The organism is Staphylococcus sp. GDY8P57P (genome assembly GCF_017892585.1).
GTDB classification, from domain to species: Bacteria; Bacillota; Bacilli; order Staphylococcales; family Staphylococcaceae; genus Staphylococcus; species Staphylococcus borealis.
In genome coordinates, this window is the sequence record NZ_JAESLK010000009.1 from 12,360 (window position 1) to 26,001 (window position 13,642).

General features: G+C 32.1%; 17 protein-coding genes. 5 read left to right on the plus strand and 12 right to left on the minus strand.

All coding sequences use genetic code 11. The annotated features are described in order from the left end of the window. Positions 1–11 precede the first annotated feature (11 nt). The 5 genes from KA878_RS03890 to KA878_RS03910 all read right to left on the minus strand — a co-directional run bounded on the left by KA878_RS03890 (position 12) and on the right by KA878_RS03910 (position 3,144). Positions 12–326 (minus strand): YfhH family protein, encoded by a 315-nt coding sequence (locus tag KA878_RS03890; RefSeq protein ID WP_075108589.1) that lies wholly within the window; start codon positions 324–326, stop codon positions 12–14. Continuing rightward, a complete protein-coding gene (gene recX, locus KA878_RS03895; protein WP_193839160.1) occupies positions 319–1,122 on the minus strand; it encodes a recombination regulator RecX in 804 nt (267 codons plus the stop codon). Before recX ends, KA878_RS03890 begins: the two co-directional genes overlap by 8 nt. A gap of 168 nt (positions 1,123–1,290) precedes the next feature. Continuing rightward, positions 1,291–2,103, minus strand: a complete 813-nt coding sequence (gene sgtB, locus KA878_RS03900) for a monofunctional peptidoglycan glycosyltransferase SgtB (RefSeq protein WP_193839159.1) — start codon at positions 2,101–2,103, stop codon at positions 1,291–1,293. 272 nt (positions 2,104–2,375) lie between these two features. Beyond that, the gene (locus tag KA878_RS03905; protein WP_070854230.1) at positions 2,376–2,894 is read right to left on the minus strand and encodes a type 1 glutamine amidotransferase domain-containing protein; all 519 of its coding nucleotides are present in this window, start codon (positions 2,892–2,894) and stop codon (positions 2,376–2,378) included. A gap of 88 nt (positions 2,895–2,982) precedes the next feature. Next, the gene (locus tag KA878_RS03910; RefSeq protein WP_107630250.1) at positions 2,983–3,144 is read right to left on the minus strand and encodes an SE1561 family protein; all 162 of its coding nucleotides are present in this window, start codon (positions 3,142–3,144) and stop codon (positions 2,983–2,985) included. 156 nt (positions 3,145–3,300) lie between these two features. On the opposite strand from KA878_RS03910, the gene yfkAB reads away from it, so the two are divergent. Further along, positions 3,301–4,440: a radical SAM/CxCxxxxC motif protein YfkAB gene (gene yfkAB / locus KA878_RS03915; RefSeq protein WP_193839964.1), complete on the plus strand. Its 1,140-nt coding sequence runs from the start codon at positions 3,301–3,303 to the stop codon at positions 4,438–4,440. Positions 4,441–4,562: 122 nt separating this feature from the next. Here the strand turns inward: yfkAB and KA878_RS03920 are convergent, their stop codons facing one another. The 3 genes from KA878_RS03920 to KA878_RS03930 are packed head-to-tail and all read right to left on the minus strand — an operon-like array spanning position 4,563 to position 6,599. Next, a complete protein-coding gene (locus tag KA878_RS03920) occupies positions 4,563–5,096 on the minus strand; it encodes an acyl-CoA thioesterase (protein ID WP_053030364.1) in 534 nt (177 codons plus the stop codon). 32 nt (positions 5,097–5,128) lie between these two features. Then, positions 5,129–6,376 (minus strand): aminopeptidase, encoded by a 1,248-nt coding sequence (locus KA878_RS03925; protein ID WP_193839158.1) that lies wholly within the window; start codon positions 6,374–6,376, stop codon positions 5,129–5,131. A 13-nt stretch (positions 6,377–6,389) separates the two neighbouring features. Next, the gene (locus KA878_RS03930) at positions 6,390–6,599 is read right to left on the minus strand and encodes a DUF1128 domain-containing protein (RefSeq protein WP_075108584.1); all 210 of its coding nucleotides are present in this window, start codon (positions 6,597–6,599) and stop codon (positions 6,390–6,392) included. A 141-nt stretch (positions 6,600–6,740) separates the two neighbouring features. Between KA878_RS03930 and KA878_RS03935 the strand changes: the two genes are divergently transcribed. The 3 genes from KA878_RS03935 (at position 6,741) to KA878_RS03945 (ending at position 8,895) form a co-directional block, all read left to right on the plus strand. Further along, positions 6,741–7,205, plus strand: coding sequence for a low molecular weight protein-tyrosine-phosphatase (locus KA878_RS03935; protein WP_193839157.1), 465 nt, complete (start codon positions 6,741–6,743; stop codon positions 7,203–7,205). 5 nt (positions 7,206–7,210) lie between these two features. Next, positions 7,211–7,495, plus strand: a complete 285-nt coding sequence (locus KA878_RS03940) for a YtxH domain-containing protein (protein ID WP_053030367.1) — start codon at positions 7,211–7,213, stop codon at positions 7,493–7,495. Positions 7,496–7,683: 188 nt separating this feature from the next. Further along, positions 7,684–8,895 (plus strand): YihY/virulence factor BrkB family protein, encoded by a 1,212-nt coding sequence (locus tag KA878_RS03945; RefSeq protein WP_193839156.1) that lies wholly within the window; start codon positions 7,684–7,686, stop codon positions 8,893–8,895. 716 nt (positions 8,896–9,611) lie between these two features. Here the strand turns inward: KA878_RS03945 and vraR are convergent. Genes vraR through KA878_RS03965 form a run of 4 tightly spaced genes read right to left on the minus strand, consistent with a single transcriptional unit; the run spans position 9,612 to position 12,392 of the window. After that, entirely contained in the window at positions 9,612–10,247 is a 636-nt protein-coding gene (gene vraR, locus KA878_RS03950; RefSeq protein ID WP_193839155.1) for a response regulator transcription factor VraR, read from the minus strand. Further along, positions 10,237–11,283, minus strand: coding sequence for a sensor histidine kinase VraS (vraS, locus tag KA878_RS03955; protein WP_075108581.1), 1,047 nt, complete (start codon positions 11,281–11,283; stop codon positions 10,237–10,239). The genes vraR and vraS overlap by 11 nt, the downstream gene beginning before the upstream one ends. After that, positions 11,280–11,981 (minus strand): cell wall-active antibiotics response protein VraT, encoded by a 702-nt coding sequence (gene vraT / locus KA878_RS03960; RefSeq protein WP_053030371.1) that lies wholly within the window; start codon positions 11,979–11,981, stop codon positions 11,280–11,282. The genes vraS and vraT overlap by 4 nt, the downstream gene beginning before the upstream one ends. A gap of 24 nt (positions 11,982–12,005) precedes the next feature. Beyond that, a complete protein-coding gene (locus KA878_RS03965) occupies positions 12,006–12,392 on the minus strand; it encodes a hypothetical protein (RefSeq protein ID WP_075108579.1) in 387 nt (128 codons plus the stop codon). A 187-nt stretch (positions 12,393–12,579) separates the two neighbouring features. Between KA878_RS03965 and KA878_RS03970 the strand changes: the two genes are divergently transcribed. Next, positions 12,580–13,590 carry a HoxN/HupN/NixA family nickel/cobalt transporter gene (locus tag KA878_RS03970; protein WP_193839154.1) on the plus strand — a complete coding sequence of 337 codons (1,011 nt, stop codon included), beginning with the start codon at positions 12,580–12,582 and terminating at the stop codon, positions 13,588–13,590. Positions 13,591–13,642 lie beyond the last annotated feature (52 nt).

Genomic DNA, 13,642 nt, shown 5'->3' on the forward strand with positions numbered 1-13,642 from the left:
GTTACTTCCTTCTAAATTTTTAATAAAGCGAGTGGCAATCCTTCTTCAGGGGTCTTACTATTAATTCTATAGCCCCATGCAAACACACCTTTTAATCGTTCAACTTTAAAGTATTGCTCGCTTCCATCATTAAGTTTATACATTCTACCAAGTACAACTTTGGTACGATCAACTAAGTAACTTTCTGCAATAATGACCTTACTTTGATAAACATCATATTCATTCATTATGCCGTTCATTTCAGCTTTACGCATCTTTTCTTTATATATCTGTATTTCATGTCTTAATTCCTGTTCAGACATTTCACTTAGCTTTTTATCATTCATCTGAAATACCACTTTCTTCTAATTTTGCTTTAATTTTATCATATTTATAGCCTTTTCTCATAAGCGACTCTATAGTTTTCATTACTAATTGTTGTCCATCATATTTACGTTGTTGCTTTGTATATATTTTTTCAAGATCTTTTTGTAACAGATCCTCCAACAAAGCTTCATCTTGTTCAAAATCTAATTCAGATATTGCTTGTTGTGCGATATCCATAGAATAGCCTTTTTGAATTAAGCTTTGAAGTACTTTTTGACGTACTTTAATTTCAGGACCTTTCTTCGTTCTCATAATTTTATTTGCAACATTTATAACCGCTTCAAATGGTTGTTCTTCTTCATAAATTTGAACATATGTATTAATAATCTTAGGTTCAATTCCAACTTGATATAATTTTTGTTTGTAAATTTCAGGACCTTTATCAGTAGTATGTATCATTGTATTTTTTAAGCTTTCAGCATAATCTTCATGATTAATATATGCCTCTTTATAACAATAATCTATAACTTGTTGAATCGCGGATGCACTAATCTCGTTTTTTTGTAAATGTTGTCGCACTTCTTTTTCAGTTCTCTTTTTATAAGATAAGTATTGTATAGCCATATTAATACCTAAACGGTAATGCTCATACTTCTGTATCTTCTCCATATCAGATGGCTCAAAAATTTGCCCTTTTTTTAAATTAAATTTTACAAGTGTATTAATATCGATTCCCATTTCAAAAGCGCCGTCCAAGAATAAGTTAAATCGCTCTTTATTGTTCTTCTGTACTTCTATTTTAGTAATTTTAGGCAATTCCTCCACCACCTTTACTTTGATTTATCTAACACACATTATTTTATATCACTTAACGCATTACACAAAATGTTTTACCCATAAAAAAACCTCATAAAGGTTATTATTAAAATGACTCCTTTATGAGGACTTACACAAATATAAAATTTATTTTTTCAAGATTTACAATCAATAGTTATTTAATTGACTTAACGCTTCTTGATATTGACTATCTGAAATATACGCCTGCTGTTTCATCTTTTCAAGATTGGTTTTAATTCTATTTTTAAAATTGTCAGACATATTACTTATATCATAAACACTCGGTGCATTGACTTTACTTGCTAGAATCGCACTTTGTAAGACAGTGATTTGAGGCATATTGCTATTATTCTTATTTACTGTTGTTCCATAATAATAGTTCGCAGCACCCTCAATTGTATATTGATCACTACCATAATAAATGTTATTTAAGTAGAAACTCAATATTTCATTTTTACTATATTGTTGTTCTACTTTATGTGCTACAAACAATTCCTTTAATTTCCGAGTAAAGGAACGCTCATTGTCGTAATAATAATTCTTCACAGTTTGTTGTGTAATTGTACTTCCGCCTTGAACGTCTCTATCACCTATCGTTGAGAATAATGCTCGTGTTGTTCCTTTGACGTCAAATCCATGGTGTTTATAAAAACGTTCATCTTCCATCGAAATAAAAGCACCTTTTACATAATCCGGCATATTGTCTGAAGAAACATAATTACTTTTGTTTTCAATTGTTTTAAGGTCATCAACATTTGCTCTCGAAGATAAGAAATACATTAACCCAATAAACAATGCAAATATGATGATAAATATAATAAATATTCTTAAAAATATACGTTTACTCTTTTTCTTTTTGGGTGGTTTACCTACAGGTTGATAATACGTATTGTAATGAGGTTCATTACGGTAATGTGAATGTCTCTCAGGCGAGTTGTTCATTCTTTGGCTTCTTTTCATGTGGTAGCTCCTTTACTAAAACTCACTCTATAACTGTGAGTTTAACAGTAGTTTTTAGATTAAGCTATACCTATCATGAAAAATCAGTCCCAAGGTGTATGAGGAAAGATTGTTTAAAGCCATTTTAAATCAATCGTTGACGAACATCCTAATCACAATAAAAAAGAACTGAGAGAAGCTTTACAGCCTCTTCTCAGTTCTATGACTTATACATTTGCTTTATAGCAACATGCATGTTTCAAATTAATTTTAAGTCTAAGAAACAATAAAATTTATGCTTGAAGTTGTTTAACAATTTCTCTATTAAAATCATCTAAGTCGTCTGGTGTACGACTTGTAACGATATTATTATCAACTACAACTGATTCGTCTACGACATTTGCACCTGCATTTGATAAATCTTTACGTACATTTAATACAGCAGTAAGTGTGCGTCCATTTAAGTCATCTGTATCTATTAAAATTTGAGGGCCGTGGCAAATCGCAAAGGCTGGCACATCATTTTTAGTGAAGTATTTAGCAAATGTGCCATAACGACCTTCTGCATCACCGCGAAGATGATCTGGTGAGAATCCACCAGGAATAAGTAGTCCATCGTAATCTTCTGGTTTTGCATCTGCAATACTTACATCAACAGTAACTTTTTCACCGTGTTTACCTACTACTTCTGCATTTGCAGTGTCACCAATAATTTCAGTTTCGAAACCAGCTTCTTCAATTGCTTCTTTAGGGCTAGTTAATTCGATATCTTCGAATTCATTTGATAAAATAATTGCTACTTTTTTAGCCATTAGTCAATCACCTTTCTTGTTCGAATTATACTAATTATATAGACGAAATTAAGTGATATTAAACATACATAGATTGAAGTATTTCAATTTATTTAGAAACTTGTTTAACTTTTTCTTCTAATTGGTCTAGTAATCCAATCCATTCATCTATATCTTCAACGCTTACTTCATCGGGATTTACATGGTCAATATCTTCTAAAAATTTTGATAATCTTGTTTTAATTTGTTCCATTGTTTGTTGTTCATTCATAACTATTTCTCCTCGTTAATTTATATATTTATTAAACTATACGTTAGTTTTATCCTAACAGAATTTGACAAAAAGCGATATAATCTTAATAATGTTTACTGTACTTTTGCAACGGATTAAGGAATTTTTTTATGTTTAGGAGTAATAAATATGTGGATGACAAATCAGAAAAAATCCATTTCAATTAACAACGATCCATGGGAAGCATACAACGATGTTAAAACACACGGCCAGTTAACACTAAGTAATATAGAGTTTACTACTACTACATTATGTAATATGAGATGTAGTCACTGTGCTGTTGGCTATACTTTACAAACTAAAGATCCAGATGCTTTACCTATGGATATCATTTATCGTCGTTTAGATGAAATACCTCACTTACGAACTATGTCAATAACAGGTGGCGAACCAATGTTCTCAAAAAAATCAATTAAAAACATTGTTAAACCTCTGTTAAAATATGCACAAGATCGTGGTATATATGTTCAAATGAATTCTAATTTAACACTACCGCAAGATCGTTATTTAGATATAGCTGAATACATAGATGTTATGCATATCTCTCATAACTGGGGTACAATTCAAGAATTTACTGATGTAGGTTTCGGCGCAATGAAGAAGCAACCTCCTTTAAAAGCAAAATTAAAATTATATGAACAGATGTTAGAGAATGCAAGTACATTATCAAGTCAAGGTATGTTTGTTTCAGCTGAAACGATGTTAAATCAAAGTACATTACCTTATTTAGATAAAATTCACAATGAAATCGTTAATGACATGAAATGCAGTCGCCATGAAGTTCATCCAATGTATCCTGCAGATTTTGCAAGTCAATTAAATGTGCTTTCTTTAAAAGAAATGAAACAAGCGATTCATCATTTATTAGACATTAGAGATGAAAATATATGGATGTTATTTGGTACATTACCTATTTATCCATGTATAAATGATGAAAACGACCAAGCATTGTTACAGCGTTTAGGCAATGCTAAAAATGTTACGACACGTAATGATCCAGATGGACGTAGTCGCCTGAATGTTAATGTCTTTAGTGGGGATGTGATTGTGACTGATTTCGGAGATGAAAATGGTACAATTTCAAATATTAAAACTGACAAATTAACAGACGTATTTAATAAATGGCTTACATCAGATTTAGCGCAATCGCTCAATTGTCATTGTGAGGCGTTTCACTGTTTAGGTCCTAACGTTCTAGTTAAAAATATGTACTATCCAAACACTGATTTCAGAAAAAATGAGATTGAAATGCATACTGAAAATATTTTCAGTTAATTCATTTCAAGCAAATATAATAAGCACCACATAAAATAAATTTACGCTAATATTATTTTATGTGGTGCTTATTTATACTCTTTTAAACTATACTATCTATATTGCAAGCCGCTTCACACAGTTTAAATTTCTTCAATATGTTGCGCGTTTGATAAAAATTCGATAGTACTTTTACTTTCTTCTCTTCTATCTTTACGACGTTGAACACGTTTAGGTGCACTTTCATAAAACCATTTTTCTATTTTTGTTTCTGGATAAACATCTGGTACTTTGACTGGTTTCCCATTATCATCTAATGCAACGAAAGTAAGGAAACTTAAGGCTGCTAAATGCTTTTCTTTATTTAAAACATCTTCAATGATAATTTGTACACAAACTTCCATTGAACTCGTACCTGCATAACTGACCATTGCTTCATAAGAAGTTATATCTCCTGTTTTGATTGGTCTTAAAAAATCAACCGAATCTGTTGAAGCTGTTACTACTTGAGCGTTAGCATGTTTCATTGCTGTAATAGCTGCTATTTCATCTATATTAGCCATCAATGACCCACCAAACATTGTGTGATGATGATTGGTGTCTTGAGGAAATACTTGCTTAGCTTTAAAACTTTTCGATTCAGACATTGATTTTCGATTATCTTGAGAATTTGACATGCGTTATACCTCTTTTATATTAATTTCTATTTTTATTGTGCCCAATTACCATTTTTAAACACTAATTCTTTAGAGCCATCCTGTTTAATTCCATAAATTGTTAAATCAGCACTACCTATCATGAAATCAACGTGCACATTTGAGTCATTTAAGCCACTGGCAACTTTTTCTTCCGTCGTCATTTCTGTACCACCTTCAACATTAAAGCCATATGCCGAACCAATAGCTAAATGGCACGATGCATTCTCATCAAAAAGTGTATTGTAAAAAATAGTATTACGATTTGAAATTGGAGAATCGTCAGGTACTAAGGCAACTTCACCTAATCGTTTAGCCCCTTCATCTGTGTTAATCAGATCTCTAAGTACCTCTTCGCCTTTTTCCGCTTTGAAATCTACAATTTGTCCATCTTTAAACGTTAATGTAAAGCCATCAATAATTGTACCATTATAACTTAGTGGTAATTTATTCGTCACGTATCCATTGACATTATTACGATCAGGGGCTGTAAAGACTTCTTCAGTTGGTATATTCGCTATAAATGCTTGTTGATTACCATTTACATAGCTTGTAGCATCTTCCCATATATGCCCTTTAGGAAGACCAACGACTAAGTCTGTTCCATCTGATTGATAGTGTAAGGCTTTATAATTTTTGTCTTGCATTTGTTTAGCATGTACACTTAAGTTTTCGATATGATGCTTCCAATTTTCAATAGGATCATTTCCATCAATTCTTACGATATCAAATACTTCATCAATAAATTTCTCCAGTGCAGCTGTTTCGTCTAATTCTGGATAAACACGTTTCGCCCAATCTTTAGAAGGAAAGGCTGCAACTACCCATGGAAATTGATTCTTCTGACTTCCTTCCATATAACCTTTGAATGCATGACTATAACTCATTTGATATGCTTTCAGTTTTTCTGCATCTATACCGTTTAATAAGTTAGGGTCTCCGCTTAATAAGGCTAAATTAGCTGCACCACGATTAGCATAATCCATTCGTTCATCTACTTCATATGATTTTACAGCTTGATGTTCAAAATAATCGACCGATTCATATTCGAACTTAAGTCTATTTAATCTAGAATCAGCATATACAACTTTAACGTCAGAAGCTCCTGCTTTATATGATTCTTCAACAATTAATCGCGTCAACTCGATAGCATCCACTGAAGATCTAATAAACACAGGTTGTTTAGGTTGTACGTTCATGCCAATTTTCACTAATAATTCTGCATATTGTTGTAATTTCTCGTTATAACTTAATGAAGTCATATGCGCATCCTCCTTAATCTTGACGTAAGTTGCCTAATTCGTCAGCAATCGCTGTCACTTCACTTGGTGAAAAAGAATCTTTAGACATTACAAAATTGTATATTTCCTCTACATCTTGTTGATTGGCTTCTTCAAATTTATCAGGATTTAATAATCCTTGATTAACGATGTTTAACTTTTTTCTAATCTCTGCAATCATTTCTTTATTATTATTTTGAGTCACGTTATCACCTCTTTAATACAATATTTTATCAAAGTATGACGATTTAACAAACTTTTATCGAATAAAGTAATATTATGTCTTTATAAAATTTTAAAATAACTATAAAATGGTTTATATATAACAGATTAGGGGGAATAGAGTATGGTAGATATAGCATTTGTATGTCTTGGAAACATATGTCGCTCTCCTATGGCTGAAGCAATCATGCGTCAACGCTTGAAAGATAGACATGTTTCAGGTGTTAATGTTTATTCAAGAGGCACTGGCAAATGGAACCTTGGAGAACCGCCTCATGAAGGTACTCAAGATATTCTTAATCGCCATAATATACCTTTTGATGGTATGATTAGTGAGTTGTTTGAACCGAATGATGATTTTGATTATATTATTGCCATGGATCAAAGTAATGTTGATAATATCAAAAACATCAATCCTAACCTAAAAGGAAAATTGTTCAAATTACTTGAATTTAGTAATATGGAAGAGAGTGATGTACCAGATCCTTACTACACAAATAATTTTGATGGTGTATATGAAATGGTACAATCATCTTGTGATAATCTAATTGATTTCATCGTTAAAGATGCAAATTTGAAAGAGGGGTAAATGAAATGGAAAACAAATTAATTCCTGGTATTCTAATAGGTGCACTTGTTGGTGGTGCTGCTACGTTAGCAGACAAATCAACACGTAATGCATTAGTTCAATCTGTAAAAGATATTAAAGAAGGTAATCGTTCACGTAAACCTTCTAAATTTAATTCTATTAAAGACGAAGTTTTATATTGGAAAGATACAATTGAAGAAATTCGTCGTAATAATCCAGAATTAGAAAAATCAATTAAAGATGCGAAAGATACTTTCGTTAACCGTAAGAATAACCGCATTGGTCAATAATTGATTGCTTACGATTGCTACATCGTCTAACATGTTAGCGATCATAAGCAATAACTAAAAGTGAATCATATCAATTTTGATTTTCACTCATAGTAAAGCGGGACAATGAAATCTTCTAATATAACAGGTTTCTGTCCCGCTTCTTTTACTTTTTATTTATGTATGTGGTTAAAGCAAAGGAGATTGTTATGTCAAAAGAAAATAAATTGAACTCAAAATATCTTAACTCTATTAAAGAAGAACAAGAGAAGAATCAAGATAAAATAAATGTTGATCGTACATATGTCGAACCACAAGAATTTCAATCTAAAGAACCCAAAAAAGATAATCAAGTCTTTTTTGTATCACGATTAAATAAACCAGCTAAATATACAAAGAAATCTAATTTTCTCTCATATTTAATCTATCGTATAGGAAAAGATGATGCATCAGGTTTAGCTGCACAAATGACTTATCATTTTGTATTAGCTATGTTCCCTATGCTAATCTTTTTATTAACTTTATTACCACTATTCAACTTAGATCAAAGCCAAATTACTGGTTTACTAAGTAACGCACCCGCTGACACGTCTAGTCTAATTCAAGGTGTCATTAGCGATGTCACTAAAAATTCAAGTGGCGGTTTACTATCTATCGGGTTAATCTTAGCAATTTGGTCAGCTTCAAATGGTATGACTGCAATCATGAACTCATTTAATGTTGCTTATGATGTAGAAGATAATAGAAACGGTATTCTATTAAAGTTATTAAGTGTTGTATTTACAATTGTGTTAGGTGTAGTATTTTTAGTAGCTATGGCACTACCAACAATGGGTTCAGTTATCGCTCATTTCTTATTTGGTCCCCTAGGATTAGATGATCAAGTCAAATGGGTTTTCAGTTTAATTAGAATTGTACTTCCATTAATCATTATTTTGATTCTTTTTACAATTCTATACTCAGTAGCGCCAAATGTTAAAACGAAATTAAAATCTGTATTACCAGGGGCGATATTCACATCGGTTATCTGGTTAATTGGATCTTTCGCATTCGGTTTCTATATTTCTAATTTTGGAAACTATTCAAAAACATACGGCAGTATCGCAGGGATTATCATCCTTTTAATTTGGTTATATTTAACAAGTTTTATCATCATCATAGGTGCCGAAATTAATGCAATTATTCATCAAAGACATGTGATTAAAGGCCAAACGCCTGAAGAAGCAGCATTAGACCATGATGATAATAACCAAAACCACTACAACGAAGATACAACTTATGAATATAAACAAACAGCAACTGGTAAAGATGAAAACTACAAAGTTGATAAAGATCCAGAAGATAAAAATGAAGAAGACGCTTCATTAACTGAGAAAATCAAAGATAAATTCACTAACAACGACGATGATACTAAGAAGTAATATTCATTAAACAAAAAGAGACTGGGACATCATTCCTAGAGAAATAGCCAGTAAATGAGTTTTAACTAATTCATTTACTGGCTTATTTATTTACAATACTCTGAATTGTTGGCTCGCAAGGCTCGTGCCTGTAGTCCTCTAAAGAAATGCTTAGATGAACATTTACTCATTCTGTTGTGATGCTTGCCTAGGGGGCTGGGTCGAGCCTTGGTCTTGTAAAATAGTTCTTAGATAGATAAACACTCACATAAGTTACTTCGCGTTCCTGGGGTGCTGTCTCTAAAGTAGTTCTTAAATGAATTTTCATTTCACTTAAGTTGAGACGCTTGCCTAGGGGGCTGGGTCGAGCCTTGGTCTCGACACTCATCCTGCTCCCTCAGGCGTCGCTCAACTACGTTCCATTACCCATTTTAGAACTACTTACCTAAGTGCTATTGCGCTTAGGTTCATTAAAATTACTGCTCCCCTAGGAGTCTCCGCAACTCTGTTTCGTAATCTATCTTAGAACTATTTACGTAAGTGTGTAAACACTTAAGTTCCTCAACCCCAGCTTGCTTTGTTTGTATATTTTCATGTTGAAAATCTCTTTGCTGGGGCCCCGCACACAACGTCACTCGTAGTTCATCTTTAGCATTTCATACATAAGTGTGCTAGCACTTATGTTCATTAATAATCAACGCAAGCGTCTCGTTAAAATACTTTGTATTTATATGTTTTTATTGAATTAAATTATGTTGGAATGCATAAATTACAGCTTGCGTTCTATCTTGTACTTCTAATTTACTCAATATATTACTTACATGTGTTTTTACAGTTTTAATTGTTATATGAGAAGCACTTGCAATTTCTTGGTTAGAATAGCCTTTAGCAATTAATAATAAAATTTCCATTTCTCGTTCAGTCAACATTTCATATAGCTCTGCACGTTTTTTCATTCTATTACGCATTTTAACTAAAACTTCAGGTTCGAATACAGATTCTCCATTATACGTTTTACGTACTGCATCTGCAATATCGCTCGCACTGGTTGTTTTTAATATATAACTATCTACACCAGCATCTAAGGCTCTGTATACCTCTTTATCTTCAATAAAACTTGTTAGCATAACGACTTTAATATGTGGTAAATCTTTTTTTATTTGAGTAGTAGCTTCTACCCCATCCATGTCATCCATTAATAAATCCATGAGAATTAAATCCGGTTTAAGTTCATGCGCATGCGCTTTCGCAATTGCATCTTTACCAGACGCCCCTTCTCCAACTATTTCAATGTCAGATTGTGTTGATAAATAACTTGATATCCCAATTCTAACCATTTCATGGTCATCTACGAACAAAACTTTAATCGCCATAATTATCATCCTCCTTATTTAATGGTGCCTTTACTTCTATTCTTGTTCCAGAATCTGGCAATGATACGATATGGAATGTCGCACCGATTTCTAATGCACGTTCTCTCATATTTTTCAATCCATAGCTTTGTTCTAATTTCTCATCAACATTAAAACCTTTACCATTGTCTTGAATTCGAAGTAATAAATAATCTTGTTGGTTAAATAATTCAACCGTCACTTTTGTACCGTTAGAATGTCTCAATGTATTAGAAATCGCTTCTTGCGTTATTCTAAACAAATGATCTTCTATGCCTTTAGGCACCTTGAAATCTTGTATATCGTGAATCACTTTCATAGGCACTTTCTTCTGTAAATCGATGACTAAGTCTTTAATACCTTCACCTAAAGATTTATCTTTTAAGCCTAAAGGTCTTAAATGAAGTAGCAGTGCACGCATTTCTAATTGTGATTCTTGAACCATTTTCTCTAAGACTGGAATCTGTTGGTCAAGTGGTGCCTCTAATTTTGTTTCTTTGATTGCAGATAACATCATACTTGCTGCGAAAAGTTGTTGACTAACGGAGTCATGTAACTCTCGAGCTAACCTTTGACGTTCATCTTCAATGATCTTTTTAACTTTAACATCATTCATATTGTAATTTTCATTAGTTAAATTTTGTGTTTTCATTCGTAAACGATGTAGTTCTTGGTTTAGCGGAACTAACGTTTGATAAATATCAATTGTTTCATTGTAAAGCTCAATATTTTGATCGTTAATACCTACCGTTTCACCTTCTATAGCATGTTCAATCTGTGATTTAATCCACGTATTTTGTTGATTAATTTTGTATGCGAGAATTGAACCTACGATGATACAAAGTAAAATGATAACTAAATTTAAAAATAAGAATACAGGTATACCAAAAATTTGTGTATAAAACATACCTTGAAAATAGATAATATTAACAAATACTTTATCTATAAATAAGAACGCGGTTAACATGCTATAGACGAGTATAAGCATTGAACCGATAGCTCTTAAATAGTGATTCATCGATAAATCACCTCAACATCTCCGATAAATGTTGAAACATAGATATTGACGTTATAATTTTCTTCTTTGGGCTTCTCTTCAACCTGGATATGGTTATTCTCAACTTTATAAGATTGGCCATTTAAGTATGCATTTCCATATAAAGCAGCCATGTGTAAGTTAATATTATAATTCAATGGTACCACTAACTGAATTTTCCCTAAAATATGTCTTACAACAATTGTATTATTTTCTTTAATATTCGCAGCTTTAGTCATATCAATGTGAATGTCCCCAACACCATGTTGAATTTGCACATCTTCCCATTTATAGACATACACTGGCGTGCGTTGCTCACCAAACCATTTTTGCTTTATAAACTGAGGTGATGTTACTTCATCCTCTGAAGCAATTACTTTCAATGGTTTAAATTTAAAAATAAGATATCTTATAATAACAATTACCAGAAAGACAAATAAAATAATAATAGTATATTTATTTGAAAGTAAAGTAAACGCTATAAGTAAGGCGCCAATCCAAAACGCTAAGAGACCCCTTACTTTATGAAAGTAAAGGTAGCCTACATAAACTAATATACATCCTAAAAGCAATACGAATAGATAACCTATTTTTTCAAAAAAGATGTAATAAAAATTTGCAATAATCATTAAAGCGGTAAATATGATTAATAATTCTGTCGAAATATATTTTCGAGTCAATGTGTCGCCTCCTATCCCTCTTAATTAAGCTACTACACTCATTTGTTCAATTATGTCACATTCGCCTTGAGTTGTAATTTTTTCTTTAGAACAGCGCTGTATATCTGCTTCAATTCTTGCACAATACGCTTCGAATAAATCCAGTTGTTTTTTAAGGCTTTCAATTTCATAATTATTAATTTCCTGAGCATGTTTAATGTTATAAGTATTAGTTATATCAATATATTTATTTTCTAATGTTGCAGATAAACTGTCAATCAACTTATTCATTTGCGTTTTCTTAGCTTTTAAATATTCAATATAATTTTCAATGTTTTTTAATTTTTCATCTAAACTAATTTGATAATCACTAATGTTTCGTTTAATAATCACTTTAAGAAAATGTTTTAAATATAAGTCCATATAATTCATAGAACCACCTCGTCCTTGATTAAGGTTAATTATAGTTCAAAGTGGTATAAACGCCCATAGGCTATGGGACCATCTTGTTCTCATACTTTAGTACGATGTTTCTTCATTTCATTATAAACTTAATTTTATTTTTACCATTTTTAAGTGTATGATTAAGTATATTTATTCTAGAAAGAAGGTAACATCAATGACTCAAGCACATCATCGTCTGAATTGGCTCCCCTACATTCTTATCGTTATTTTTCTGCACATTTTAGGTTTCAGTTTCCTTTGGTTAGCAAATTCTAACCATCTACTTCTAGGTATGGGTATCCTTGCATATACGCTGGGATTGCGTCATGCATTTGATGCCGATCACATTGCTGCGATAGACAATACTGTACGTAAATTATTACAGCAACAACGTAGTCCTGTCGGCGTAGGCTTTTATTTCTCCATTGGACACTCTACAGTCGTCTTTCTTATGTCTGTTTTCTTAGGCATTTCTGTAAAATGGGCAAAAGACGCGTTGCCACATTTTCAAGAAATTGGTGGTATTATTGGTACAATCGTTTCAGGAAGTTTTTTAATTCTAATTGGTATATTGAATCTAATCATATTAGTATCCTTAATTACGCTATTCTTAAAATTAAAAAATGAACGTATAGATGATAATAAGTTAAATGATTTATTAGAGGCACGTGGATTGATTTCTCGTATTGTTGGACCCTACTTTAAACTCATAAGTCGTAGTTGGCATGTCTTGCCTCTTGGTTTTTTATTTGGCTTAGGATTTGATACTGCAAGTGAAATTTCTTTACTTGCGTTATCTTCTGGTGCGTCTCAACAAGCAATTTCATTTATAGGTATCTTATCCTTGCCCATACTATTTGCTGCAGGCATGAGTTTACTTGATACGTTAGATGGTATATTGATGACCTCTGCCTATAATTGGGCCTTTTTCAATCCTATTCGGAAAATTTATTACAACATTACAATTACTGCCATCTCAGTTATCGCTGCATTGTTAATCGGTACTACAGAGTTGCTTCAAATCATAGCAGAAAAATGGCAATTAAGTGGTACTTTCTGGACATTCATCGCAAATATCCAGTTTGATTATTTTGGTTATATTCTGGTCGTTTTGTTCTTAACAAGTTGGCTCATTTCCTCTTTAATATGGAAATTTGGCAAAGTTGAACAACGATGGACCAAGTAAGCATGTTTCAATACGTTTGTATTATGAATACAAAGGTTGTTTAAATTACCTG